Here is a 24863-nt window from a genome sequence, read left to right on the forward strand (position 1 = left end):
CGGTCTTTCCCTGCCGCAGATGGGAGACCGGATTGCCGGGGCGCTCCCGGCAGTGACACAGTGCCCTTACCGATCGAAGGACTGAAGACGATGACCGCCCCCACCGACAATCTCCGCATCAATGGCGAGCGCCTCTGGGACAGCCTGATGGAGATGGCGAAGATCGGGCCGGGGGTGAGAGGCGGCAACAACCGCCAGACGCTCACCGACGCCGATGCCGAGGGGCGGGCGCTGTTCCAGTCCTGGTGCGAAGCGGCCGGGATGACGATGGGCGTCGACAGGATGGGGACCATGTTCGCAACGCGTCCCGGCACCGATCCCGACGCGCTGCCCGTCTATGTCGGCTCGCATCTCGACACGCAGCCGACCGGCGGCAAGTTCGACGGCGTGCTCGGCGTGCTCGGCGCGCTGGAACTGGTGCGCACGCTCAACGATCTCGGCGTCCGCACGAAGCATCCGATCGTCGTCACCAACTGGGCCAACGAGGAAGGCGCCCGCTTCGCCCCGGCGATGCTGGCCTCCGGCGTCTTCGCCGGGCAGCTGACGCTCGACTATGCCTATGGCCGCAAGGATCCCGAGGGCAAGACCTATGGCGAGGAGCTGAAGCGCATCGGTTGGCTCGGCGACGAAGAGGTCGGCGCGCGCAAGATGCACGCCTATTTCGAGTATCACATCGAGCAGGGCCCGATCCTCGAGGCTGAACAGAAGTCGATCGGTGTCGTCACGCACTGCCAGGGCCTGTGGTGGCTGGAGGTGACGCTGACCGGCAAGGAGGCGCATACCGGTTCGACGCCGATGGCCATGCGGGTCAATGCCGGCCTCGCCATGGCGCGCATCATCGAGCGCGTCCAGGCGATCGCGATGGAGAACCAGCCGGGCGCCGTCGGCGGCGTCGGGCAGGTGTACTTCTCGCCCAATTCGCGCAACGTCCTGCCCGGCAAGGTCGTGTTCACGATCGATATCCGCAGTCCCGACCGCGAGAAGCTGGACGGCATGCGCGCCGTGATCGAGGCCGAGGCGCCGCTGATCGCCGCCGAACTCGGCGTCGGCTGCTCGATCGAGCCGGTCGGCCATTTCGATCCAGTCACATTCGATCCTGCGCTGGTCGGCCGTGTGCGCTCGGCGGCCGAGCGGCTCGGCTACAGCCACATGGACATCATCTCCGGCGCCGGACACGATGCCTGCTGGGCGGCGAAGGTCGCGCCCGCGACGATGGTCATGTGCCCCTGCGTGGACGGGCTTTCACACAACGAGGACGAGGCCATCACGCCCGAATGGGCGGCGGCCGGCGCGGACGTGCTGCTGCATGCCGTGCTGGAGACGGCAGAGATCGTCGGCTGAACGCGAGCGGAACAGAGAGAACGAGGGATCATCATGTCGACGGTCATCAAGGGCGGCACCATCGTCGCAGCGGATCGCACCTACGAGGCGGACATCCTCATTGAGGGCGAGACGATCAAGGCGATCGGCGAGGGGCTTTCCGGCGACACGGTGCTGGATGCGGGCGGCGCCTATGTGATGCCGGGCGGAATCGACCCGCACACCCATCTCGAAATGCCCTTCATGGGCACCACGACGGCGGAGACCTGGGAGAGCGGGACCTTCGCCGGGCTCTCGGGCGGCACGACCATGGTCGTCGACTTCGTCATTCCCGGCGCCGACGGCATGGTGGCGGCGCTCGACGAATGGTCGGAGCGGGCCGCGCGCCAGGCCTCGGGCGACTATTCCTTCCATGTCGCGATCACCGGCTGGTCGGAGAAGCATTTCGACGAAATGGCGACCGTGGTGTCGCGCGGCGTCAACACCTTCAAGCATTTCATGGCCTACAAGGGTGCGCTGATGGTGAACGACGACGAGATGTTCGCCTCGTTCCAGCGCTGCGCCGCCCTTGGCGCGCTGCCGCTCGTCCATGCCGAGAACGGCGACATCGTCGCGGCGCTTCAGCAGAAATATATGGCCGAGGGCAAGACGGGGCCGGAGAGCCACGCCTATTCCCGCCCGCCCGAGGTGGAAGGCGAGGCCACGAATCGCGCGATCATGATCGCCGATGCCGCCGGCGTGCCGGTCTATATCGTGCACACCTCCTGCGAGCAGGCGCATGAGGCGATCCGCCGGGCGCGGCAGAAGGGGATGCGCGTCTATGGCGAGCCGCTGGTGCAGCATCTCGTCCTCGACGAGCGCGACTATTTCAACCAGAACTGGGAGTATTCGGCGCAGCGCGTGATGTCGCCGCCCTTCCGGGACAAGGTCCATCAGGACAGCCTCTGGGCCGGCCTCGCCGCCGGGTCGCTTCAGGTGGTCGCCACCGACCATGCCGCCTTCACAACCGAGCAGAAGCGCTTCGGCCTCGGCGATTTCCGCAAGATCCCGAACGGCACCGGCGGTCTCGAGGACCGCATGCCCGTGCTCTGGACGCGGGGCGTCGAGACGGGCCGTCTGACGCCGAACGAGTTCGTCGCCGTCACGTCGACCAATATCGCGCAGATCCTCAACATCTATCCGCGCAAGGGCGCCATCATGCCGGGCTCGGACGCCGACCTCGTCGTCTGGGATCCGAAGCTCTCCAAGACGATCTCGGCCGCCAACCAGAAGTCGATCATCGACTACAACGTCTTCGAGGGCGTCGAGGTGCGCGGCCTGCCGCGCTACACGCTGTCGCGCGGCGACGTCGTCTGGTCTGACGGCCAGAACTCGGGTCCGCAGCCGGGCCGCGGCAAGTTCATTTCCCGCAAGCCCTTCCCGGCCGTGAACCGTGCGCTCTCCACCTGGAAGGAACTGACGGCGCCCCGCGCGGTGACCCGTTCGCCCGAACATATGCCGATCGGCGTCTGAGGAACCGCATGCGCGCCGGGGAGGAGCAAGGCGCGAAGGCGGAGGCAGCGGCGGCGATCGAGATCGCCGGCCTGTCCCTCGTCTTCGCCACCAATGACGGGCCGGTCCAGGCCCTCAGCGACATCAATCTCGAGGTGAAGCGCGGCGAGTTCGTCTCCTTCATCGGCCCGTCGGGCTGCGGCAAGACCACGCTGCTGCGCGTCATCGCCGATCTCGAGCAGCCGACGGGCGGCTCCATCACCGTCAACGGCGTGTCGCCCGAGGAGGCCCGGCTCGCGCGGGCCTATGGCTATGTCTTCCAGGCGGCGGCGCTCTATCCCTGGCGCACCATCGCGAAGAACATCGCGTTGCCGCTGGAGATCATGGGCCTCAGCAAGGCGGAGCGCGACAAGCGCATCGCCGACAATCTGGCGTTGGTCGATCTTTCCGGCTTCGAGCGCAAGTTCCCCTGGCAGCTCTCGGGCGGCATGCAGCAGCGCGCCTCGATCGCCCGCGCGCTGGCGGTTGAGCCCGATCTTCTCCTGATGGACGAACCCTTCGGGGCGCTCGACGAGATCGTGCGCGACCATCTCAACGAGAAACTGCTGCGACTTTGGGACCGGACGCAGAAGACGGTCGTCTTCGTCACCCACTCGATCCCCGAGGCGGTGTTCCTCTCAACCAAGATCGTGGTCATGTCGCCGCGACCGGGACGCGTCACCGACATCATCGAATGCGGCTTCCCGCGCGACCGCACGCTCGATATCCGCGAAACGCCGGAATTCCTCGAAGTGGCGGCCCGCGTTCGCGCCGGCCTCAGGGCGGGACATTCCTATGAGGACTGAGGCGGCGATCGCATCGGCGGAAGCGAGGGGCGTCCGCCCCCCCGGCGACGTCGGGGGTCCGCTCATGAGCGCGGCTGCACCCGCCATGCGCGCGCCGCAGAAGCCCGGCGGCAAGCTGGTGCCGGTGCTGACCGTGGCGGCGGCAATCGTCCTCGTCTGGTATGTGGCGGCGGTGTTCATGAACGCCGGACTCGCGCGTGATGCCGCGGCGCGGGCCGACAAGGTGCTGACGGGCACCGAACTCGTCGTCGCCACCTATTCCATGGAGCGCCCGCTGCTGCCGGCGCCGCACCAGATCGTCGCCGAGGTGTGGAAATCGACCGTCGGCACGCCGGTGACATCCAAGAGGAGCCTCGTCTATCACGCCTGGGTGACGCTCTCGGCGACGCTCGCCGGCTTCCTCTCCGGCACGCTGCTCGGCCTCGTCCTCGCCGCGGCGATCGTCCATGTGCCGAGCCTCGACCGCAGCCTGATGCCGTGGATCATCGCCTCGCAGACCGTGCCCATCGTCGCCATCGCGCCGATGATCGTGGTCGTGGGCTACAACCTCATGAACGGACAGATGGGCCTCTCGCCGGACGCCTCGCGCTTCATGGCCAAGGCGCTGATCTCGACCTATCTCTCCTTCTTCCCGGTCGCGGTCGGGCTCGTGAAGGGGCTGCGCTCGCCCGACACGATCCTCGTCGATCTGATGCGGACCTACTCCGCCAATCGCTGGCAAACCTTCTGGAAGCTGCGGTTGCCGGCGGCGCTGCCCTTCCTGTTCGCGTCCATGCAGGTCGCCATCGCCATCAGCCTCGTTGGCGCCATCGTCGGCGAATTGCCGACCGGCGCCTCGGCCGGCATCGGCGCGCGGCTGCTCGCGGGCTCCTATTACGGGCAGACGGTGCAGATCTGGTCGGCGCTCGTCGCCGCCTCGATCCTCGCCGCGCTGCTCGTCTGGATGGTCAATCTCGGCGGCACCGCCGTCGTGAAGCGCATGGGGCTGATGCGATGACCCGTGCGCGTGGCCATATCCAGCCCTGGATCGCGCTCGCCGGGCTGATCGGCATGGCGGTGCTGCCGCTCGACGCCGCCGATCCGTCGCTGCGGCTGACCGGCCTCGGGCTCCCCGGGCTTGCGGTGCTTGCGCTCGTCGCATTGGCGATCGTCGCGGCGATCCGCATGAGCCGGAGCGTCGCCGCTGCTGTCCTGCTGGCGCTCGCGGCGCATGGCGGGGCGGCGCTGGCGATCGATCTTCTGCCGCGTCTCGCCGGCCATGCCGGCAGCGGTTTCTGGATGCTGGTCGGAACATCCTGGCTGCTCGCCTGGGCACTCGTCACCGAACTCACCGAATGGCCGGTCCGCAAGGGGATCGGCGGCTTCCTGCTCTCGCTGGTCATCCCGCTCCTGTTCGGCGCCTGGCTGCTGATCCTCTGGCAGATCGTCGTGGTCGTGTTCCAGGTGCCCTTCGTGCTGATCCCGCCGCCTTCGGCGATTGGCGCGCGCATCGCCTCGTCGCTGCCGATCCTTGCGGCGGACTTCAACCAGACCTTCCTCAAGGCCGTGATCGCCGGCTACGCGATCGGATGCGGCTCGGGCTTCCTCGTCGCGATCCTCGTCGACCGCGTCTCGTTCCTGAAGCGCGGCCTGCTGCCGATCGGCAATCTCGTCTCGGCGCTGCCGATTGTCGGCGTGGCACCGATCATGGTGATGTGGTTCGGCTTCGACTGGCCGTCCAAGGCGGCGGTCGTTGTCGTCTCGACCTTCTTCCCGATGCTCGTCAACACGGTCGTTGGGCTCTCGGCCTCGCAGCCGATCAGCCGCGACCTGATGCGCACCTATGCCGCTTCCTACTGGCAGACGCTGTTCAAGCTGCGCCTCCCGGAAGCACTGCCGTTCATCTTCAACGCACTCAAGATCAATTCGACTCTCGCCCTGATCGCGGCCATAGTTGCCGAATTCTTCGGCACGCCGATCGTGGGCATGGGCTTCCGCATCTCAACCGAAGTCGGGCGCATGAACATCGACATGGTGTGGGCGGAAATCGCGGTGGCGGCGCTGGCCGGCTCCGCGTTCTACGGCGTGGTGGCGCTCATCGAGCGGGCCGCCACTTTCTGGCATCCGTCCTTCCGCACCTAGGGACGGAAACGAAAACCCGACGGAGGGGTCGACAATGAAGAAGTGGATGATCGGCGCGTTGGCGGCAGCCGCCAGCCTGACGATGAGCGCTCCGGCCTTCGCGGCCGATCCGCTGACGCTGCAGCTGAAATGGGTCACGCAGGCACAGTTCGCCGGCTATCTGGTCGCCAAGGAAAAGGGCTTCTACGACGAAGAGAATCTCGACGTCACGATCAAGCCGGGCGGTCCCGACGTCTCGCCCGTGCAGGTGATCGCCGCCGGCGGCGCCGACGTGATCGTCAACTGGATGGCCGATGCGCTCGCCTCGCGCGAGAAGGGCGTCAAGCTCGTGAACATCGCGCAGCCCTTCAAGGGCTCGGGCCTGCTGCTCGTCTGCCGCAAGGACAGCGGCATCGCCTCGCCGGCCGATTTCAAGGGCCACACGCTCGGCGTCTGGTTCTATGGCAACGAATATCCGTTCATGGCCTGGATGAACAAGCTGGGCTACAAGACCGAGGGCGGGCCGGACGGCGTCACCGTTCTGAAGCAGGCCTTCAACGTCGATCCGATCGTCCAGAAGCAGGCCGACTGCATCTCGGCGATGACCTACAACGAATATGGCCAGATCCTCGATGCCGGCCTGAAGCCTGAAGACCTCGTCGTCTTCAACTATCGCGACCAGGGCGTCGGCATGCTGGAGGATGGTCTCTACGTCCTCGAGGACAAGCTCGCCGACCCGGCTTTCGTCGACAAGCTGGCGCGCTTCGTGAAGGCGTCGGAAAAGGGCTGGCAGTATGCCCGCGAGAACCCCGACGAGGCAGCGCAGATCACCGTCGATGCCGACGAGTCCGGCTCGCAGACGCTCGAGCACCAGAAATACATGATCGGCGAGGTGAACAAGCTGACCGCCGGCACGTCCGGCGCCCTCGACCCGGCCGACTACAAGCAGACCGTCGGAACGCTGCTCTCCGCCGGCGGCGTCATCTCCAAGGAGCCGGACGCGGCGGCGACCTCGACGGTCGTCACCGACAAGGCGGGACTGAAGTAAGACTCACGCCCGCATAGAGACTCCGTCGGGCGCCCCTGGGCGCCCGATTGCGTTTTTTGGGGCAGGCCGAGCTCTTCCCGCGTCCGTCATGCCCGGATCTCGCCCCGGGCATCCGCGTATCGCTAGACAGCAGCGATGCGCGCCGAAAGCTGCCGGATGAGCGCGAGCGCATCGGGTGGCGGTTGCCGCTCGATGCGGCGGTAGTCGCGCCCGTCGGGAGTGCGGACGAGCAGCCCCATGTCCACGAGTTCGCGTCGGAGCAGGGCATGATCGCCGAATGAATGGCGATCCGCGAGGAAGCCCTTTACCGCGGCGTCGTCGAGGCTGACACCCGCTGGAAACATGCTCCAGATCGCCCAGAGGGCGAGGATCTGGTGGCTACGCCGCGACGGCCAGCGGATCAGGCGGCCGGCATCGTCGAAATGGCCGAAGACGCGTGCGACGAGAGCCGCGTCTGCCTGTGGTGCCGCGAGCGGCGCTGCGCCGCCAACGGGTGCCTCCGCCGGCGCATGGGCGCGGAGTTGCTGGAAGTTTCGATAGCCGGCCGAGCGGGCGAGCATGTTGAGCAGTTCGACATGGGTCGGCGCACCGTCATGGGTTTCGATCTGCTTTCGCAGCGACTTCGCGAATGTCGAGACATCGCCGACGGGGAGCGCAATGGGAGTTCGGGTCATGACCAATCCTCATTGTGCCGATCCAGAGGGATTGTCGTGGTCACCGTCTTCGACCCGGCACGAGGGCTGGTGTCGTTGTCTTCGATCGCGGCAGGTTTAGCTTCCCCTCGCGGGGACGGTGACGCCTGGGTGAACTGCTGACCCTGACCCGCCTATAATCCGCGCGTCGCGATCCCGCAACTCTAGACGATGTTCTTCTCGATCAGCGGCCGGCCTTCGAGGATGCGCCCATAGCCGAGCGGTGACAGATCGAGGCTTGTGTAGCGGCCGTCGACGGCGAGTTCGGCGAGGCCGCGGCCGACGGCGGGGGCCTGTTGCAGGCCATGGCCGGAGAAGCCGTTCGCGACCAGGACGTTGTCGAAGGTCGGCAGGCGGCCGATGATCGCATTGTGATCGAAGAGGTTCATGTCGTAATGGCCGGCCCAGGCCCGCGCCGGGCGGATCGCCTCGAAGGCCGGCACACGGGCGGCGAGCACCGGCCAGATCACGTCCTCGAAGAGATCCCAGTCGACATCGAAGTCCCGCGCATCGCCCTCCTCATCGCGCGGCGGGGCGGTCCCGGTGAGGAAGAGCTCGCCCTCCGGCCGGCAATAGACGCCTGAGGGGTCGATCAGCATCGGGAAACCGGGCAGGCGGTCGCGGCAGGAAAAGGTGAAGATGCAGCGCTTCCTCGCCGCGACGGGCAGGGGAATGCCAAGCGGCGCGAGAAGATCGCGCGTGCCGGTACCCGCGGCGACGATCACGGTGCCGGCCGTAATCTCGCTGCCATCGGCGAGGCGCACGCCCACAGCCCGGCCGTTCGCGTGGCGGATCGCGGCGACGTCGGCCGACAAGGTCTCGACGCCGAGCGACTTCGCCTTGGCGCGCAGCGCCTGCATCAGTCCGTAGCCGTCGAACCAACCCTCGCCGGTGGCGCCGAAACCGGCTGCGACGATGTCGTCCAGATCCAGGTAGGGGAAGCGCTCGCCGATCTCGTCCGGCGAGAAGAGCGCGATATCCGCCCCGAGCGAGGCCTGCAGCGCGTGGTTCTCCGTGAGGACGGGCAGGCCCGCGGCGGTGGCGAGAAAGAGATAGCCGCCCTCGACGAGGCTGATCGAGGGGCGGTCGGCGCCGACCGCCAGCGTCTCGCCGATCCGCCTCAGGAACTCGATGCCGTAGAGCGAGATCGCGATATTGGTCGGATCGGAGAACTGCTGGCGGATGGAGGCGGCGGACAGCGCGCTCGCGGCAAAGGCGAAGGACGGATCCTTCTCGACGAGCAGCACGCGGCCGGAAAAAGCTGGATGCGCGGCGATGTGATAGGCGGCCGAGGCGCCATGCACGGCGCCGCCGACGATGACGACGTCAAAGGCGCGCGACATGATGATCTCCAGCAATAGGACGGGCGCGACCTTGCCACGGGCCTCGAAACCCGTCGATGCGGCGTAGCAACTCCTCTCACCCGATCGGCACGAGCGGCCGCTCGATCGCCTCGCGGAGCGCGAACTTCGACTCGATGCGCGCGACGCCCGGCAGATGGCCGAGCACATTGGCGTGCAGCCGCTCGAAATCCGGCAGGTCGCGCGCCACGATCCTCAGCAGATAGTCGCTCGATCCGGACATCAGGTGCAGCGACAGGATGTTGGGGCATCGACGCGCCGCGGCCTCGAAGGCCTTCAGGGCCTCGTCGTTCTGGCGGTCGAGCGAGATTTCGACGAAGGCCGTGATGCCGAGGCCGAGCGCGTTCGGATCGAGCACGGCGCGATAGCCGGTGATGATCCTCTCGGTCTCCAGGCGCTGCAGGCGGCGCGTCGCGGCGGAGGGCGAAAGGGCGATGCGCTCGGCGAGTTCCACCGCCGTCAGGCGCCCATCCCGGGCGAGCGCCGCGAGCATCCGCCGGTCGAATTCATCGATCTGCATGATTCATGCGCCCCGATCATCCGATACGGAGATTACGTGCGGAAGGTCCACGAAGGAAGCATGGAAAAGCACGAAAATCGCTTCGAGCCGGCGATATCGTGCTGCATCCAAAAAATCGCTGCAGGGAAACAGTCATCATGCTGGTCGGCGTTCCGAGGGAAATCAAGAACAACGAGTTCCGTGTCGGCCTGACGCCGGCAGCCGTGCGCGAATATGTGGCGCGTGGCCACGAGGTATTGGTCGAGACCGGCGCCGGGCTCGGCATCGACGCCGATGACGCGGCCTATGTCGCCGCCGGCGCAAACATCGCGTCCTCCGCCGCCGAGGTCTTTTCCAGGGCCGGCATGATCGTGAAGGTCAAGGAGCCGCAGCCGTCGGAATGGACGCAGTTCCGTCCGGGCCAGATCCTCTTCACCTATCTGCATCTCGCGCCCGATCCGGCGCAGGCGCGCGGGCTGATGGAATCAGGCGTCACCGCCGTCGCCTACGAGACCGTCACCGATGCGCATGGCGGGCTGCCGCTTCTCGCACCCATGAGCGAAGTGGCGGGCCGGCTGTCGATTCAGGCCGCGGCGACCGCGTTGCAGAAGCCGAATGGCGGCCGCGGCATCCTGCTCGGCGGCGTGCCGGGCGTGGCGCCGGCCAAGGTCGTCGTCATTGGTGGCGGCGTCGTCGGCATGCATGCCGCGCGCATGGCGGCCGGCCTCGGCGCCGAAGTCACGGTGCTCGACCGTTCCGTGCCGCGGCTGCGCGAGCTCGACGAGCTCTTCGCCGGCCGGGTGCGCACCCGTTACTCCACCATCGATGCGCTTGAGAGCGAGGTGCTCGCGGCCGATGCCGTCATCGGCGCCGTGCTCATTCCCGGTGCGGCGGCGCCGAAGCTCGTCTCGCGTGCCATGCTCGGCAAGATGAAACGCGGCGCGGTGATGGTCGATGTCGCGATCGACCAGGGCGGCTGCTTCGAGACCTCGCATGCCACGACCCATGCCGATCCGACCTATGTCGTCGACGGCGTGATCCACTACTGCGTGGCCAACATGCCCGGCGCCGTGGCGCTCACCTCGAGCCACGCGCTCAACCACGCGACACTGCCCTTCGGGCTCGCCCTGGCGGGCGAGGGCCTCGCCGCGCTCGCCCGCGATCCGCATCTTCGGAACGGGCTCAACGTGCATCGCGGCCGCATCACGCATCGCGCCGTCGCCGAGGCGCTCGGCGAGAGCTTTGCCGATCCGGATGCGGGCGGCATTGCCGCCTGACGCCGCGTCAGTTGCCGGCGCAGCCGCGAAGGGGCGCCGGCAGGGTCGTCATGTTGGCGGCGAGGACGAAGAAGGTCGCCCGCCCGAATGCCCAGCTGCACACTGTGCGGCCCGCCACGGCTTCGGGCGGCGGCGTAGCATCGCCATCGAATGCGAGGACATAGGCATTCGGCGTCTCGCGCGACCACTGCCAGATGATGCCTGGCGGTTCGATCGGGGGAAGGGGCGCACGAAGCGTTGGCGCCATGTTCGCCGGCAGATAGCGGCGGAGCGTGGCCTCGTAGAAGGGCATGTTCGTCAGGATTTCGGCGTGGCCGAGATCATTCGCCGCGATGAAATCCGCCGGGCGCCGCCAGTTGAACCGGGTGTCCGAGATCGAGGCATCGAGCGTCTGGAGCGCCATCGCGCCCGCCAGCGCGGCGAGCATCGCCGCCGCTGGCAGCCGGAAGCGGCCGGCCGCGAGAAGTTGCGCGCTGGCGAATGACGCCAGCAGAATCGCAGGCGGAAGGATCCCGAGCAGATAGCGGCCCGCGGTTACCGTGAAGGACCCGATCACCACGAAGCCGAGGGCAGTTGTGACCACGGTTGCCGTGACATAGCGGATGGCGGTGTTCTTCCGCCCGAGCCATGCGCCCGTGACGATCAAGGCGACAAATCCGAGAGACGGGACGATCTCCCAGCCGGCGGGGAGAAAGACGTTGGCGTCCTGGCGAACGAGAAGACCGAAGATCTCGTTCCAGGCTTCAACGAGGCGCCTGCCGGGGCTCATGCCGAGCTGCCACTTCATCAGCCCCCGCGACCCTTGAGCTGCTGCCATCACGTTGGGGATCAGCGCCAGCGCTGCGAGCCCGATCGCAACCCAGGTCACGATGAGATGTCGGAGCACGAGCCTGCGCTCAGGACGCCCGCGAGCCATGGACCCGGCTGCGAGAAGCCCCGCATGCAGCGCGGCCACCGAGACGATTCCGGCAGGAATGACGAGCGCCGCTCCCACGCAGCCGATCGTTGCGACCAGACCGGGCCGGCCCTGCTCGATGCGCCCCGCGATGATCCTCAGATGGGCGGCGGTCGCGATCGCCAGGAAGAGCAGCATGAGCGCATAGGGCCGGGCTTCCTGGGCGTAAAAGAAGAGGAGCGGAACAAGGGCGAACAGCACGGCCGTCGCCACCGCCGCGATGCGCCCGCCGATCGAAAGGGCGATGACGGTGAAAACGGCTGCCGCACCTGCCTCGAACAGCGCAGAAGGCAGGCGCATCAGTGCGTCGCTGGCATGGGCGAGGCCGAGGCCCTTGAGCAGCAGGAAGTAAGTCGGGAAATGGCCGGCGCCCAACCGGTCGGCGACGAGGGCGGGAACATCCATGTCGACGGCTTGAGCTGTCAACGTCTCGTCGCCCCAGAAAGCCTGTCGTCCCAGCGTCGGCAGCGAGATGGCGAGGTTCATCAGAAAGGCTGTCATCGCAAAGGTGAGCGGCGCGCTGCCGGCCGGCGAGAGCCGGCGCGACGTCTTCCCCTCGATGATCACGGCCATCGCTCGCCTCCCGCGAATCCCCCGCACGATTGTTGTGTCTGGTGGCGACCGGCGCTAGTAGCTGCTGCCTCGCCGGCTCGCAATGCCGGCTTCGTTCCGGCGATGCCGGTGGACCGCGCATGGGCGCTCAGAGCGATGGGTTCGTCATGACGACCGCCTCCCCGAGAAGATCCGACGTCGCGCTTGCCGAGGCGCTCGTGCCGACCGTGCTCGCGGCAGGCGCCGCCGTCATGGAGATTTATCGCCGCGATTTCGCCGTCGAGACCAAGGGCGATGCCTCGCCTGTCACCGAGGCCGACAAGCTGGCCGAGGCGATCATCCTCGCCGACCTCGCCCGCCTGGCCCCGGAGATTCCCGTCGTCGCCGAGGAATCCTGCGCGGCGGGCGTCATTCCCGACGTGGCCGACGCGTTCTTCCTCGTCGATCCGGTGGACGGGACGCGCGAGTTCATCCAGCGCAACGGCGATTTCACGGTCAATGTCGCACTGGTGCGAGGCGGCGTTCCCGTGGTCGGCCTCGTGCTGGCGCCGGCCCGCTCGCGCCTCTTCCTCGGCGTCGTCGGGGAGGGGGCCGCGATGCTGACGATCGAGGACGGACGTGTGATCGGCCGTGTCGCCATCGAGGCGGTGCAGGCGGCCGACGGTTCCCCGCGCATCATCGCCAGCCGTTCCCATCGCACGCCGGAGACCGATGCCTTCATCGCCGGCCATCCCGGCGCCTCGATCGTCGCGGCCGGCTCTTCGCTCAAATTCTGCCTGATGGCGGCGGGGGAGGCCGATCTCTATCCCCGCCTCGGCCCCACCATGCAGTGGGACACCGCCGCCGGCGACGCGGTCCTGCGCGCGGCCGGCGGCATGGTGACTGATATGGACGGCCGGCCGCTCTCATACGGGCCGAACGGCGCGGCCGGCACGGCCGCCTATGCCAATCCATGGTTCCTGGCCCGCGGGGCGGACAAAGCCTAAGACGATCAAGTTCATCGTGTTAGTGGAAATCGGGTTCCACCGAAACGCCCCGTCGCGCCAAGCGGAGTGGCGATCCGGCCGATAAACGCGACGCCCGTGCTTGAGAGCGACCTCCTGCGAAGACTAGTTTTCTTCTCGCAAGGAGCTCGCCTTATGTCGTCCCCGCTGAAGCCGCATCTTCGCCGCCTCGAGGCCGAGGCCATCTTCATCATGCGCGAGGTGGTGGCGAATTTCACCAAGCCGGTGATGCTCTATTCGATCGGCAAGGATTCGTCGGTCATGCTGCATCTGGCGATGAAGGCCTTTCATCCTGCGCGGCCGCCCTTTCCACTGTTGCACATCGATACGACGTGGAAGTTTCGCGAGATGATCTCGTTTCGCGACGAGACGGCGCGCCGGCTCGGGCTCGATCTCATCGTTCATACCAATGAGGACGGTCGCGCGGCGGGCATCAATCCGTTCGATCACGGTTCGTCCAACTATACCCAGGTGATGAAGACCGAGGCGCTGAAGCAGGCGCTCGGGGCCGGCGGCTATGACGCGGCCTTCGGCGGGGCCCGGCGCGACGAGGAAAAGAGCCGCGCCAAGGAGCGGGTATTCTCGTTCCGCACCGGCAGCCATGGCTGGGACCCGAAGAACCAGCGTCCCGAACTCTGGTCGCTCTACAACACCCGCATCGCGCCGGGGGAGTCGATCCGCGTGTTCCCGCTCTCCAACTGGACCGAGCTCGACATCTGGGAATACATCCTCGCCGAGAACATCCCGATCGTGCCGCTCTATCTCTCCGCCGAGCGGCCGGTCGTCACGCGCTCCGGCCAGCTCATCATGGCGGACGACGCGCGCATGCGCCTGCTGCCGGGCGAGGTGCCGCAGAAGCGGCGCGTCCGCTTCCGTACGCTCGGCTGCTACCCGCTGACCGCCGCGGTCGAGTCGGAGGCCGATACGGTCGAGGACATCGTCGCCGAGATGCTGCTGGCAACGACCTCCGAGCGGCAGGGGCGGCTGATCGACCACGACGAGTCCGGTTCGATGGAAAAGAAGAAGCGCGAGGGATATTTCTGATGGCCGAGCCGCTCACCCTCGCGCCCGAGGCGGTTCGTTCCGCGCGCAGCCTCGCCCTCGGCGATGCCGACAAGAGCCTCCTGCGTTTCATCACCTGCGGCAGCGTCGACGACGGCAAGTCGACGCTGATCGGCCGCCTGCTCTACGATTCCAAGCGTCTCTTCGAGGACCAGATCGCTGCGCTCGAGAAGGACTCGCGCCGCTTCGGCACGGTCGGCGACGACATGGACCTCGCGCTGCTGGTCGACGGGCTCGAGGCCGAGCGCGAGCAGGGCATCACGATCGACGTCGCCTATCGCTTCTTCGCCACCGAGAAGCGCAAGTTCATCGTCGCCGATACGCCGGGCCACGAGCAGTACACGCGCAACATGGCGACCGGCGCCTCGACGGCCGATCTCGCGGTGCTGCTGATCGACGCGCGCAAGGGCATCCTGCCGCAGACGCGCCGGCATGCGACGATCGCCTCGCTGCTCGGCATCCGCCATGTCGTGCTCGCCATCAACAAGATCGATCTCGTCGGCTTCGACCGTTCCGTCTATGACGCGATCGTCGCGGCCTTCGACGCCGATGCCGGCAACTACACCTTTTCGAGCCGCGTCGCGATCCCGATCTCGGCTCGCTTCGGCGACAATGTCAGCAGCCAGAGCCCGGCAATGCCGTGGTATCGCGGTCCGACGCTGATCGAGCATCTGGAGGGCGTCGAACTCGCCGCCGACGGCGCGGCCGCAAAGCCGCTTCGCTTTCCTGTGCAATGGGTGAACCGGCCCGATCTCAGCTTCCGCGGCTATGCCGGCACGATCGCCGCCGGTGCGGTGCGGTGCGGCGACGAGGTCGTCGTGGCGCGGACCGGCCAGGCGGCGCGCGTGGAGCGCATCGTCACCCATGACGGCGATCTCGCGAGCGCGGAGGCGGAGGCCGCTGTGACCCTGACGCTCGACCGCGAGATCGACGTGTCGCGCGGCGATCTGCTGGTGCCGTCCGATGCACGTCCGGAAGTCGCCGATCAGTTCGCGGCTCATCTCATCTGGATGGCCGACGAGCCGATGCTGCCCGGCCGACCCTATCTCATGAAGATCGGCACCCGCATCGTGGGCGCCGCCGTGACCGAGCTCAAGCACCGCGTCGAGATGGATACGCTGAAGCCGCTCGCCGCCAAGACGCTGGCGCTCAACGATATCGGCTTCGCCAACCTCTCGACCGCCGAGCCGATCGCCTTCGACGCCTATGACGACAACCGCACCACCGGCGCGTTCATCCTCATCGATCGGTTCACCAACCAGACCGTCGCCGCGGGCCTGATCCGCTTCGGCCTGCGCCGCGCGACCAATATCCACCGACAGGCGCTCGCGGTCGACAAGGCGTCGCGCGCCGGTGCCAAGGGCCAGAAGCCGGCCGTGCTCTGGTTCACGGGCCTCTCCGGTGCCGGCAAGTCGACCATCGCCAATCTCGTCGAGCAGAAACTGCATCTCGCCGGGCGACATACCTATCTGCTCGATGGCGACAATGTCCGCCACGGCCTCAACCGCGACCTCGGCTTCACCGATGCCGACCGGGTCGAGAACATCCGCCGCGTCGCCGAGACGGCGAAGCTGTTCGTCGATGCCGGCCTCATCGTGCTCGCCTCCTTCATCTCGCCCTTCCGGTCGGAGCGCCAACTGGCACGCGATCTCGTCGAGGCGGGGGAGTTCGTCGAGATCTTCGTCGACACGCCGCTTGAGACAGCCGAGGCGCGCGATCCGAAGGGCCTCTACCGCAAGGCGCGCGAGGGCAAGATCAGGAATTTCACCGGTATCGACAGCCCCTACGAGCGACCGGAAGATCCCGAGCTGCGCCTGTCCGCCGAGGACGGCGACGCCGAAGCTCAGGCCGACCGCGTCGTCGCCTATCTCGTCGCGCGCGGTATCGTCCCGCGGTGAGGGCCGCTCTCGTGGTCCCTTAACTTCATCCCCGCCCGCCGGCATGCTACCGTCGGTAGACAGGCGGGGCGGATATGTACGAGACCAACCGGACGGACCCGATCGAGGAAGGCCTGTTCAATACGCTCCTGCACGGGCTGTTCGATTTCAGCCCGCTGGCCATCTGCGTCTCGACGACCGACTCCGAGGCCTCGCGGTATGTGAAGGTCAACGACGCGTATCTGAGGCTCGTCGGCCGCAGTCGGGAGTTTCTGGACGCTCGGCCGATGCAGTCGGCAGGGGCCGTCATCGACGATGCACGGCGAGCGCGCCGGCAGAAGCTGCTGGCGACGGTGGGCCGCTACGAGCTGGAGGAGGTGGAGATCCGGCGCGCCGATGGCGTGATCCTCTCCACACTCATCTCGGCCCAGCGATTCGTGGCCGACGGGCGTGCCTTCGATATCGAGATGATCATCGACGTGACCGAGCGCAAGCGCGCCGAGGCGGCGCTGTGGCGTCTCGCGCATATCGACAGCCTGACGGGCCTTCCGAATCGCGGTCATTTCATCGACGCCCTCACCGCGGCGGTGGCGCAGCGCAGCGGGGGCGTACTCGCCCTCGCGATCATCGACATCGATTTCTTCAAGCAGATCAACGACAATCTCGGTCATCTGACCGGCGACGGCGTGCTGGTCGAGGCCGCCTCGCGCCTTCATGGCGCAGTTGGCCAGGCGGGCATGGTCGGCCGGCTCGGCGGCGACGAGTTCGCCGTTCTCGTCCACGATGCTGCCGATCGCCGCGCGGTGCACCGGCTTTTCGACGAGGTCGGCGCCGTCATCAACAATGGAGCGCCGCTGCTGGCCGAAGCCGGCGGCCTCCGGTCGACGGTGACGATCGGATTCGCCTTCATGCCGGACGACGCCGGCGACGCCGACGGTCTGATGCGCGCCGCCGATATCGCCCTTTATCGCGGAAAGCGGGGCGGGCGCGCCGCGGTGGTGGCGTTCAGGCCCGAAATGGAGCCACGCTCTTCCTGAGCGCGCCTCAGGGGAGGACGTCGATCGTCACCGAACGGATGTCGGCCGCGGTTCCGTCGCCGGGAATTCCGGGCTCGATCAGGAGCGAGTCGCCCTCCGCGCCCGTTCGTTCCGCGGGTACGGTCCAGTCGAGGACAAGCGCCTGGAAATCGTCGGTGAGCTTCTGGTCGGACCAGGGGCTGAGGCGCCGTCCGTTCTGATAGGCGAAGCGCAGTGCATCCGCAGGATCGTCCGGTGCCGCGCGGGCGACGACGAGAATGCGGACATGCTTGCCGGCAATCCGCTGATAAACGCCGGGACCGACGCGCAGCCGCGCGCCGTTGGAATTGGCGGACGAGGAGATGCGCACCGAGCCGCCATTCGGATAGCCGTCGAAGCGGACGGGATTGTCGGCGGTGCTGCGGAACATGCCGGGATCGCTGCCGTCGAACAGGATGAGACTCTCCGCGACGGGCCCGGAGGCCTCGGGAGAACCCGCGGCGAGAGGGGCGGCGGGCTGCAGCGCAGGATTGGCCGTTCCGACGGCCGGCTCCGTTGCGGTCGGGGCGGGCTCGGAAGGTGCCTCGGCCGAAGCGGCGCCGGGCGCGCCCGGCGACGGCGGTTCGCTTTCGGCAGCCGGCTCGGCCGGCGTCGCCGCTGCTGGTGAATCGCTGGCGGGCGAGGCCATGGGCTCAGCCGGTCGCGGCTCGGCTTCGACGGCCGGGGCCGCCGCAGCGGGCGGCGCCTCCGCCATCTGCTGGCGCGACGGCTCGCGGGCGAGATAAACGAGAAACGCCGCGCCGGCCGCGACGATCACGAGCGCGAGGACCACGGCCGCGATCCGCCCCATCGCGGAGGCGGGCGCAATCGCCGGCGTTTCCTCGACGCCATCGTCACGGACGTCGAGCTCGCCATCGTCGAGTTCGAACGGACCCTCGTCGGGCTCCTCGTCGACGAATTCCTCTTCGCCCGCTTCGTACTCGTCCGTGAAGTCGGATGCGGCGGGGGAGTCCGGCGCTGGGGCCGGCACTGCGGCCGGTGCGGGCGGCGCGGCATATTCCGCCTCGAGCCGGCGTATGATGGTATCGAGCTCGTCGATCTTGCCCTCGATCTCGGCCGCGCTGAGCGGTGGCTCGTAGACCGCGAGCAGCCGCATCATCTGGGAGCGGACATCGCCGAATGCGCGGCGTCGTCCCTCGCGGTCCGATGGATCGAGCTCGGCGACCGCGCGCCGGAGGACGGTTTCGAGATGGGTCATGATTCGACCGCGGACCCTATGCCATCCGCTCCTTCGTGGCGAGCCGGCCGGGATGCCCCGCCGACGGCGTCATTTTCTCGACAGGATCGACGGCCCGAGGCCGAGAATGCGAGGATCGGGCTTGTCGACGACCTTCGCGTCGCGGCCGGGATAGTCGACGCTGGCGAGCACCTGGCGGATGATGGCGAGGCGGGCGCGCCGCTTGTCGTTGGCGAGCACGACGGTCCAGGGCGCATGCTCGGCGTGGCAGGCATCCAGCATCTCGTCGCGGGCCTTCGTGTAGTCGTCCCAGCGGTCCAGCGCGGCATAATCGATCGGTGACAGCTTCCAGATCTTCAGCGGATTGTGGCGCCGCTCGTGGAAGCGCTTCATCTGCGTCTCCCGGCCGATATCGAGCCAGAACTTGAAGAGAATAAGGCCGGACTCGACGAGCAGGCCCTCGAAGCGGGGCACCTGCTTCAGGAAGGCCTTGTGTTCCGCGGGCGTGCAGAAGCCCATCACCTTCTCGACACCGGCGCGATTGTACCAGGAGCGGTCGAAGGTCACGATCTCGCCGGCGGTCGGCATCTCCGCGACATAACGCTGGAAATACCATTGCCCCGCCTCGGTTTCGGTCGGCTTCGGCAACGCGACGTCGCGGGCATGGCGGGGATTGAGATATTGCCGGAAGGCGAAGATCGCGCCGCCCTTGCCGGCGGCGTCGCGTCCCTCGAAGACGAGCACCAGCTTGAGACCGGCGGTCTGGACATGGTGTTGCAGCTTGACGAGCTCGATCTGAAGCGTCTCCAGCTCTTTGTCGTAGTCCTCGCTCTTCATCGTCTTGTCGTAGGGATAGCCGCCGGATTTCAGCGCCTTCTTGTCGACCCAGTCCGGCAGGACGGGATCGTCGAGATCGAAGCGGCCGTGGCTGGTTTCGATCGGCGCGGCGTCCTCGGTCGGCTCCAGCTGCGGCGGCAGCGTGTCGGCGCGCGGACGAGGCCCGGTCGCGCCACCGCCCTCCATCTCTTGCGCCGGCGCGTCGATCGTGGCCGGAGCGGCGTTCTCCTTGCCGGCTTCCTTGCGCTTGCCGCTCTTCCGGTCGCCTTTCGACATCGCTTCTTCCTCCCGGCTTTTCCGAAGCCGCGGATTCTGTCACAGACGTCACGTGTTTGTCCCGCATCACATGCGAAGCTCGTCGCTTGGGCGATAGGCGCATGGTCGGTCTGGAAAGCGACATGGCGGACGAGGCGGCAGAAGCGAAGCAGTCGAGCGTCGGAGGGTTCTTCGCCCGCCTGGCGGCCGGCCGCATGCTGCTCATCGGCCTTGCCGGCATCCTCGCGCTGCTCGTTTTCACCGAGGCGGCCACGCTGACATCCGCAGCGCTGATCTTTTTCTCGGTCGCGCTGATGCTGGGCGCCCTGCCGCTCGCTGTGGCCTCGTCCGCCGACAGGCCGTCGATCCGCCGCCTCGCGCAGCGCGCGCCGCCTTCGGTGTGGCCGGAGACCAGCCTCAAAAGGATGGCGGATGCTCTGCCGGAGCCCTGCATCATTCTCGATCGGCGTGGCTATGTGCGCTACCAGAACCGCCTCGCCGAGAACGCCTTTCCCATCCGGCCCGGCGATCCGCTGACCTTCCGCCTGCGCGCGCCCGACCTCGTCGCCGCCTATGAGCGCGTCGCGGCGGGGGGGCGGGCCGAACGCCTGGAATTCGCCGAGCGCGTTCCGACCGAACGCTGGTACGACGCGTGGTTCGCGCCGGTCGAGGCGCGGGAAGGGGAGGGCCGCGGCGGCTTCGTCATCCTGCTCTTTTCCGACAAGACCGAGCAGCGGCGCAGCGAGAAGATCCGCGTCGACTTCGTCGCGAACGCCAGTCACGAATTGCGCACGCCGCTCGCCTCGCTCGCCGGCTTCATCGAGACGCTGCAGGGACCCGCCCGCGACGACGCGGCGGCGCGCCAGCGGTTCCTCGGCATCATGCACGAGCAGGCGACGCGGATGAGCCGCCTCATCGACGACCTCCTGTCGCTTTCGCGCATCGAGATGAAGGCGCATATGCGGCCCGAGGCGCCGGTCGATCTGGTGCCGGTGCTCTCCGGCGTCGTCGCGGCGATGGAGCCGCTGGCGCGCGAGCAGCAGGTGGCGATCGAGAGCGCCTTGACGGAGGCTCCGGTGATCGTCGCCGGCGACCGTGACGAACTGGTGCAGGTCTTCCAGAACCTCGTCGAGAATGCCTGCAAATATGGTCGCTCCGGCGGGCGGGTCCTCGTTGAGATGACGCCGCCGGCGGGCGAGGAAGGACCGCGCGTGACGGTCCGCGATTTCGGTCCCGGCATCTCCGCCGAGCACTTGCCGCGCCTGACGGAGCGGTTCTATCGTGCCTCGGAAGGTGGCGGCTCGACCCGGGGAACGGGTCTCGGGCTCGCGATCGTGAAGCACATTCTCAACCGGCATCGCGCCCGTCTCCTGATCGAGAGCCAGCCGGGACAAGGCGCCGCGTTCAGTGTCGAGTTCCCGGCCCAGCGACGCGCGCCGGATTTCGATCAATCCGTCAAAAGCGAAAAATGACAAAGGCTTACGCTGTCATAAAAGCGTATTGCGCCTGTCATAGAACCATTACCTGCGAACTCTAGGGTCCGGCCTGCGCCCGGATGTTGCGGTGCGGAAACCGCTCGGGCTCAGAACAATGACTCCACCAGGGAGATGGTCAGTGAAACTCACGAACATCGCAATTGCGGCCGGCCTCGCCGTCGCCGCTTTCGGCATCGGCCCCGCGGCCGCCGTCGATATCTCGGGGGCCGGCGCGACCTTCCCCTATCCGATCTACGCCAAGTGGGCCGACGCCTATAAGAAGGAAACGGGCGACAGCCTCAACTACCAGTCGATCGGCTCCGGCGGCGGCATCAAGCAGATCCAGGCCCGCACGGTCACCTTCGGCGCCACTGACGCGCCGCTGAAGCCCGAGCAGCTCGAGAAGGACGGCCTCGTCCAGTTCCCGACCGTGATCGGCGGCGTCGTGCCGGTGATCAACGTTCCGGGCATCAAGGCGGGCGAGCTCGTGCTCGACGGCCAGACCCTCGCCGACATCTTCCAGGGCAAGATCACCAAGTGGGACGACGAGGCGATCAAGAAGCTCAACGCCGGCCTGACCCTGCCTTCGTCGGCGATCGCCGTCGTGCACCGTTCGGACGGCTCGGGCACCAGCTTCGTCTTCACGACCTATCTGTCGCAGGCCTCGAAGGCCTGGGCCGATGAGGTCGGTGCCGCGACCGCCGTCGAATGGCCGACCGGCCTCGGCGCCAAGGGCAACGAAGGTGTCGCCGCCAGCGTGACGCAGACGTCCGGCTCGATCGGCTATGTCGAATATGCCTTCGCTGCCCAGAACGGCATCCCCTATGCCAAGCTCATCAACCGCGACGGCCAGACGGTCGCCCCGGAGGCGGCGAACTTCGCGGCTGCCGCGGAGAGCGTGGACTGGGCCAATACCCCCGGCTACTACGTGATCCTGACCAACGAGCCCGGCGCCAAGTCCTGGCCGATCACCGCCGCCACCTTCATCCTGATCCCCAAGCAGCCGAAGGATGACGCCGCTGCCGCCGCCGCGCTGAAGTTCTTCAGCTGGGCCTATGCCAAGGGCGACCAGATGGCGGACGAGCTCCACTACATCCCGCTGCCCGACAGCGTCGTCGAGAATATCAAGGCGACCTGGGCCAAGGACGTGATGGGCGCCGACGGCAAGCCGCTCTACGTCGAGACGAAGTAATCCGTCACCAGGCGGGGGAGGGGCGTCGCCTCTCCCCCAACCTCTGACACCGTGGACCCCGGGCTAGGGTCGGGAGATCGTGATGGCGGACGCAGTCATGGCCGGCGTGCAAGGCGCTGAGATCGGTAACCAGAAGCTTGGTCGTCTTGCGCGGATGCGCATGGCCGATCGCACCTTTCACGGGCTCACCCTCGCGGCGGCGCTGACCGTGCTGTTGCTGCTCGGCGGCGTCATCTTCTCGCTCGTCTGGGGTTCGGTTCCGGCCTTCTCGACCTTCGGCCTCGGCTTCCTGACGACGCAGCGCTGGAACCCGGTCACGGAGATCTTCGGTGCGCTGGCGCCGATCTACGGCACCATCGTGACCTCGATCATCGCGCTCCTGATCGCCGTCCCGGTCGGCATCGGCATCGCCATCTTCCTGACCGAGCTCTGCCCGCCCTGGCTGAAGCGGCCGATCGGCGTCTGCATCGAGTTGCTCGCCGGCATCCCTTCGATCATCTACGGCATCTGGGGTCTGTTCGTGTTCGCGCCCTTCTTCCAGGCGACCGTGCAGCCCTTCCTGATCTGGGTGTTCGGGCCGATCCCGATCCTCTCCGACATCTTCGCCGGCCCGCCCTACGGCATCGGCGTGCTGACCGCCGGCATCATCCTCGCGATCATGGTGCTGCCCTTCATCACCTCGATCACCCGCGACGTGTTCGACACGGTGCCGCCGGTGCTGAAGGAGGCGACCTACGGGCTCGGCTGCACCACCAGCGAAGTGGTGACCAAGGTCGTGCTGCCCTATTCGCGGGTCGGCGTGATCGGCGGCATCATGCTCGGCCTCGGCCGCGCGCTCGGTGAAACCATGGCGGTCACCTTCGTCATCGGCAACACGCACAAGATCTCGTCCTCGATCCTCGCGCCCGGCACGACGATCTCGGCCTCGATCGCCAACGAATTCACCGAGGCGACCGGCGAGCTCTACACCTCCTCGCTGATCGCGCTCGGCCTCATCCTGTTCGTCATCACCTTCTTCGTGCTCGCGGCGGCGCGGCTGCTGCTGCTGCGCATGAACGTCAAGGCCGGCAACTGAGGCAAGAGATCATGGCAACGCTCGGAAATTCCGCCGTCTCCACGCCGATGGCGCAGGCGCTCTATCGCCGCCGCCGCCGCGGCAACGGCATCCTGCTGTCGCTCTCGCTCGCGGCGACGGTGTTCGGCCTCGTCTGGCTGGCGCTCATCCTGGTCGGCCTGCTCTGGCAGGGCTTCTCTGGCCTGTCGCTCGTGATCTTCACCGAGACGACTCCGCCGCCCGGCGCGACCGGCGGCCTCATCAACGCCATCTACGGCTCGATCGTGATGACGGTGATCGGCGTCGTGATCGGTACGCCGATCGGCATCTGCGCCGGCACCTACATGGCCGAGTACGGCCGCCACAACCAGCTGACCAATGTCGTGCGCTTCATCAACGACATCCTGCTGGCAGCGCCGTCGATCGTCATCGGCCTCTTCGTCTACGAGGTCGTGGTGGCGCCGATGGGTCACTTCTCGGCCATGGCCGGCTCGCTGGCCCTCGCCATCCTCGTCATCCCGGTCGTCGTGCGTACCACCGAGGACATGCTGAACCTCGTGCCGAACACGATGCGCGAGGCGACGGCCGCCCTCGGCCTGCCGCGCTCCGTGATGATCCAGAAGGTCGCCTACCGCGCCGCCATGTCGGGCATCGTGACGGGCGTGCTCCTGGCCATCGCCCGCGTGATGGGCGAGACGGCTCCGCTGCTGTTCACGGCGCTCAACAACCAGTTCTGGAGCACCAACCTGAACGCGCCGATGGCGAGCCTGCCGGTGACGATCTTCCAGTTCGCCCTCAGCCCCTATCCCGAATGGCAGAAGCTGGCCTGGACCGGTGCGCTGCTCATCACCTTGACCGTGCTCGCGCTCAACATCGTCGCGCGTGCCTTCCTTAGCCCGAGGACGTCGAAATGACCGTGTCCACGCTCCAGAACACGCTGCCCGAGAAGATCTCGATCAAGAACCTGAAGTTCTTCTACGGCGACAACCTCGCGCTGAAGTCGATCAACCTGCCGCTCTACGAGAAGAAGGTCACCGCCTTCATCGGCCCGTCGGGCTGCGGCAAGTCCACGCTGCTGCGCGTCCTGAACCGCATGTACGACCTCTATCCGAAGCAGCGCGCCGAGGGCGAGGTTCTGTTCGACGGCGGCAACATCCTCGCCCCGGGCCAGGATCTCAACCTGCTGCGCGCCCGCATCGGCATGGTCTTCCAGAAGCCGACGCCGTTCCCGATGTCGATCTACGACAACATCGCCTTCGGCGTCCGCCTCTACGAGAATCTGTCGCGCTCCGAGATGGACGAGCGCGTCGAGGCGGCGCTGACGCGCGGAGCCCTCTGGAACGAGGTCAAGGACAAGCTCTCCTCGAGCGGCCTCAGCCTCTCGGGCGGCCAGCAGCAGCGCCTCTGCATCGCCCGCTCGATCGCGGTGCGGCCCGAGGTCGTGCTGTTCGACGAGCCCTGCTCGGCGCTCGACCCGATCTCGACCTCGAAGATCGAGGAACTGATCGACGAGCTGACCGCCGACTACACGATCGCCATCGTGACGCACAACATGCAGCAGGCGGCGCGCGTCTCCGACTACACCGCGTTCATGTATCTCGGCGAGTTGATCGAATTCGACGAGACGTCGAAGATCTTCACGGCCCCGGGCGACAAGCGCACCCAGGACTACATCACCGGACGCTTCGGCTGAGCCCCACGGCCAGGAGGACGA

General features: G+C 67.3%; 22 protein-coding genes. 16 read left to right on the top strand and 6 right to left on the bottom strand.

The window, feature by feature from the left end:
- Positions 1 to 90 precede the first annotated feature (90 nt).
- From QO015_RS18205 to QO015_RS18230, 6 genes are all read left to right on the top strand, one after another.
- A complete protein-coding gene (locus QO015_RS18205; protein WP_266283398.1) occupies positions 91 to 1341 on the top strand; it encodes a Zn-dependent hydrolase in 1251 nt (416 codons plus the stop codon).
- Positions 1342 to 1374: 33 nt separating this feature from the next.
- Positions 1375 to 2832 carry a dihydropyrimidinase gene (gene hydA / locus QO015_RS18210; RefSeq protein ID WP_266283399.1) on the top strand — a complete coding sequence of 486 codons (1458 nt, stop codon included), beginning with the start codon at positions 1375 to 1377 and terminating at the stop codon, positions 2830 to 2832.
- Positions 2833 to 2840: 8 nt separating this feature from the next.
- Entirely contained in the window at positions 2841 to 3656 is an 816-nt protein-coding gene (locus tag QO015_RS18215; RefSeq protein ID WP_266283400.1) for an ABC transporter ATP-binding protein, read from the top strand.
- Positions 3657 to 3741: 85 nt separating this feature from the next.
- Positions 3742 to 4653: an ABC transporter permease gene (locus QO015_RS18220; RefSeq protein WP_370877468.1), complete on the top strand. Its 912-nt coding sequence runs from the start codon at positions 3742 to 3744 to the stop codon at positions 4651 to 4653.
- Positions 4650 to 5777 carry an ABC transporter permease gene (locus tag QO015_RS18225; RefSeq protein ID WP_266283402.1) on the top strand — a complete coding sequence of 376 codons (1128 nt, stop codon included), beginning with the start codon at positions 4650 to 4652 and terminating at the stop codon, positions 5775 to 5777. Before QO015_RS18220 ends, QO015_RS18225 begins: the two co-directional genes overlap by 4 nt.
- Positions 5778 to 5811: 34 nt before the next feature.
- Complete coding sequence (locus tag QO015_RS18230; RefSeq protein ID WP_370877433.1) at positions 5812 to 6804, top strand: ABC transporter substrate-binding protein; 993 nt, start codon at positions 5812 to 5814, stop codon at positions 6802 to 6804.
- Between the two features lie 122 nt (positions 6805 to 6926).
- Here the strand turns inward: QO015_RS18230 and QO015_RS18235 are convergent, their stop codons facing one another.
- The 3 genes from QO015_RS18235 to QO015_RS18245 form a co-directional block, all read right to left on the bottom strand.
- On the bottom strand, positions 6927 to 7478 hold the full coding sequence (locus QO015_RS18235; protein WP_266283403.1) for a DUF2087 domain-containing protein: 552 nt from the start codon (positions 7476 to 7478) through the stop codon (positions 6927 to 6929).
- A gap of 182 nt (positions 7479 to 7660) precedes the next feature.
- Positions 7661 to 8839 carry an NAD(P)/FAD-dependent oxidoreductase gene (locus QO015_RS18240; protein ID WP_266283404.1) on the bottom strand — a complete coding sequence of 393 codons (1179 nt, stop codon included), beginning with the start codon at positions 8837 to 8839 and terminating at the stop codon, positions 7661 to 7663.
- Between the two features lie 76 nt (positions 8840 to 8915).
- Positions 8916 to 9377 carry an Lrp/AsnC family transcriptional regulator gene (locus QO015_RS18245; RefSeq protein ID WP_266283405.1) on the bottom strand — a complete coding sequence of 154 codons (462 nt, stop codon included), beginning with the start codon at positions 9375 to 9377 and terminating at the stop codon, positions 8916 to 8918.
- Positions 9378 to 9514: 137 nt separating this feature from the next.
- Here QO015_RS18245 and ald point away from each other — a divergent pair, with 137 nt between their 5' ends.
- Positions 9515 to 10633: an alanine dehydrogenase gene (gene ald, locus QO015_RS18250; RefSeq protein WP_266283406.1), complete on the top strand. Its 1119-nt coding sequence runs from the start codon at positions 9515 to 9517 to the stop codon at positions 10631 to 10633.
- A 7-nt stretch (positions 10634 to 10640) separates the two neighbouring features.
- Here the strand turns inward: ald and QO015_RS18255 are convergent, their stop codons facing one another.
- Positions 10641 to 12161, bottom strand: a complete 1521-nt coding sequence (locus QO015_RS18255) for a glycosyltransferase family protein (protein ID WP_266283407.1) — start codon at positions 12159 to 12161, stop codon at positions 10641 to 10643.
- Between the two features lie 146 nt (positions 12162 to 12307).
- Between QO015_RS18255 and cysQ the strand changes: the two genes are divergently transcribed.
- From cysQ to QO015_RS18275, 4 genes are all read left to right on the top strand, one after another.
- Positions 12308 to 13126, top strand: coding sequence for a 3'(2'),5'-bisphosphate nucleotidase CysQ (gene cysQ, locus QO015_RS18260; protein ID WP_266283408.1), 819 nt, complete (start codon positions 12308 to 12310; stop codon positions 13124 to 13126).
- Between the two features lie 153 nt (positions 13127 to 13279).
- A complete protein-coding gene (gene cysD, locus QO015_RS18265; RefSeq protein WP_266283409.1) occupies positions 13280 to 14188 on the top strand; it encodes a sulfate adenylyltransferase subunit CysD in 909 nt (302 codons plus the stop codon).
- Positions 14188 to 16104: a sulfate adenylyltransferase subunit CysN gene (gene cysN, locus QO015_RS18270; protein WP_266283410.1), complete on the top strand. Its 1917-nt coding sequence runs from the start codon at positions 14188 to 14190 to the stop codon at positions 16102 to 16104. The genes cysD and cysN overlap by 1 nt, the downstream gene beginning before the upstream one ends.
- A gap of 74 nt (positions 16105 to 16178) precedes the next feature.
- Positions 16179 to 17120, top strand: coding sequence for a sensor domain-containing diguanylate cyclase (locus QO015_RS18275; protein WP_266283411.1), 942 nt, complete (start codon positions 16179 to 16181; stop codon positions 17118 to 17120).
- A 7-nt stretch (positions 17121 to 17127) separates the two neighbouring features.
- On the opposite strand, the gene QO015_RS18280 is transcribed toward QO015_RS18275, so the two are convergent.
- Positions 17128 to 18357: a hypothetical protein gene (locus tag QO015_RS18280; protein WP_266283412.1), complete on the bottom strand. Its 1230-nt coding sequence runs from the start codon at positions 18355 to 18357 to the stop codon at positions 17128 to 17130.
- Between the two features lie 69 nt (positions 18358 to 18426).
- Entirely contained in the window at positions 18427 to 19449 is a 1023-nt protein-coding gene (gene ppk2, locus QO015_RS18285) for a polyphosphate kinase 2 (protein WP_266283413.1), read from the bottom strand.
- A 101-nt stretch (positions 19450 to 19550) separates the two neighbouring features.
- Between ppk2 and QO015_RS18290 the strand changes: the two genes are divergently transcribed.
- The 5 genes from QO015_RS18290 (at position 19551) to pstB (ending at position 24842) form a co-directional block, all read left to right on the top strand.
- Positions 19551 to 20900, top strand: a complete 1350-nt coding sequence (locus QO015_RS18290; protein WP_266283414.1) for an ATP-binding protein — start codon at positions 19551 to 19553, stop codon at positions 20898 to 20900.
- 142 nt (positions 20901 to 21042) lie between these two features.
- Positions 21043 to 22095, top strand: a complete 1053-nt coding sequence (gene pstS, locus QO015_RS18295; RefSeq protein WP_266283415.1) for a phosphate ABC transporter substrate-binding protein PstS — start codon at positions 21043 to 21045, stop codon at positions 22093 to 22095.
- Positions 22096 to 22177: 82 nt separating this feature from the next.
- Positions 22178 to 23170: a phosphate ABC transporter permease subunit PstC gene (gene pstC / locus QO015_RS18300; RefSeq protein WP_370877434.1), complete on the top strand. Its 993-nt coding sequence runs from the start codon at positions 22178 to 22180 to the stop codon at positions 23168 to 23170.
- Between the two features lie 11 nt (positions 23171 to 23181).
- Positions 23182 to 24063, top strand: coding sequence for a phosphate ABC transporter permease PstA (pstA, locus tag QO015_RS18305; RefSeq protein ID WP_266283416.1), 882 nt, complete (start codon positions 23182 to 23184; stop codon positions 24061 to 24063).
- Entirely contained in the window at positions 24060 to 24842 is a 783-nt protein-coding gene (gene pstB, locus QO015_RS18310) for a phosphate ABC transporter ATP-binding protein PstB (protein WP_266283417.1), read from the top strand. The genes pstA and pstB overlap by 4 nt, the downstream gene beginning before the upstream one ends.
- The last annotated feature ends 21 nt before the right edge of the window (positions 24843 to 24863 follow it).

Origin of the sequence: Kaistia geumhonensis (genome assembly GCF_030815145.1) — a bacterium.
Lineage (GTDB): Bacteria > Pseudomonadota > Alphaproteobacteria > Rhizobiales > Kaistiaceae > Kaistia > Kaistia geumhonensis.

What these genes read in the sequence shown, in the direction of transcription:
- pstB (WP_266283417.1), top strand. Translation starts at nt 24,060, where the DNA reads ATGACCGTGTCCACGCTCCAGAACACGCTGCCCGAGAAGATCTCGATC.
- QO015_RS18280 (WP_266283412.1), bottom strand. Translation starts at nt 18,357, where the DNA reads ATGACCCATCTCGAAACCGTCCTCCGGCGCGCGGTCGCCGAGCTCGAT.
- QO015_RS18205 (WP_266283398.1), top strand. Translation starts at nt 91, where the DNA reads ATGACCGCCCCCACCGACAATCTCCGCATCAATGGCGAGCGCCTCTGG.
- QO015_RS18275 (WP_266283411.1), top strand. Translation starts at nt 16,179, where the DNA reads ATGTACGAGACCAACCGGACGGACCCGATCGAGGAAGGCCTGTTCAAT.
- cysQ (WP_266283408.1), top strand. Translation starts at nt 12,308, where the DNA reads ATGACGACCGCCTCCCCGAGAAGATCCGACGTCGCGCTTGCCGAGGCG.
- QO015_RS18220 (WP_370877468.1), top strand. Translation starts at nt 3,742, where the DNA reads ATGCGCGCGCCGCAGAAGCCCGGCGGCAAGCTGGTGCCGGTGCTGACC.
- QO015_RS18230 (WP_370877433.1), top strand. Translation starts at nt 5,812, where the DNA reads ATGAAGAAGTGGATGATCGGCGCGTTGGCGGCAGCCGCCAGCCTGACG.
- QO015_RS18225 (WP_266283402.1), top strand. Translation starts at nt 4,650, where the DNA reads ATGACCCGTGCGCGTGGCCATATCCAGCCCTGGATCGCGCTCGCCGGG.
- pstA (WP_266283416.1), top strand. Translation starts at nt 23,182, where the DNA reads ATGGCAACGCTCGGAAATTCCGCCGTCTCCACGCCGATGGCGCAGGCG.
- pstC (WP_370877434.1), top strand. Translation starts at nt 22,178, where the DNA reads ATGGCGGACGCAGTCATGGCCGGCGTGCAAGGCGCTGAGATCGGTAAC.
- QO015_RS18215 (WP_266283400.1), top strand. Translation starts at nt 2,841, where the DNA reads ATGCGCGCCGGGGAGGAGCAAGGCGCGAAGGCGGAGGCAGCGGCGGCG.
- QO015_RS18240 (WP_266283404.1), bottom strand. Translation starts at nt 8,839, where the DNA reads ATGTCGCGCGCCTTTGACGTCGTCATCGTCGGCGGCGCCGTGCATGGC.
- QO015_RS18290 (WP_266283414.1), top strand. Translation starts at nt 19,551, where the DNA reads ATGGTCGGTCTGGAAAGCGACATGGCGGACGAGGCGGCAGAAGCGAAG.
- QO015_RS18235 (WP_266283403.1), bottom strand. Translation starts at nt 7,478, where the DNA reads ATGACCCGAACTCCCATTGCGCTCCCCGTCGGCGATGTCTCGACATTC.
- cysN (WP_266283410.1), top strand. Translation starts at nt 14,188, where the DNA reads ATGGCCGAGCCGCTCACCCTCGCGCCCGAGGCGGTTCGTTCCGCGCGC.
- cysD (WP_266283409.1), top strand. Translation starts at nt 13,280, where the DNA reads ATGTCGTCCCCGCTGAAGCCGCATCTTCGCCGCCTCGAGGCCGAGGCC.
- QO015_RS18245 (WP_266283405.1), bottom strand. Translation starts at nt 9,377, where the DNA reads ATGCAGATCGATGAATTCGACCGGCGGATGCTCGCGGCGCTCGCCCGG.
- QO015_RS18255 (WP_266283407.1), bottom strand. Translation starts at nt 12,161, where the DNA reads ATGGCCGTGATCATCGAGGGGAAGACGTCGCGCCGGCTCTCGCCGGCC.
- ald (WP_266283406.1), top strand. Translation starts at nt 9,515, where the DNA reads ATGCTGGTCGGCGTTCCGAGGGAAATCAAGAACAACGAGTTCCGTGTC.
- ppk2 (WP_266283413.1), bottom strand. Translation starts at nt 19,449, where the DNA reads ATGTCGAAAGGCGACCGGAAGAGCGGCAAGCGCAAGGAAGCCGGCAAG.
- hydA (WP_266283399.1), top strand. Translation starts at nt 1,375, where the DNA reads ATGTCGACGGTCATCAAGGGCGGCACCATCGTCGCAGCGGATCGCACC.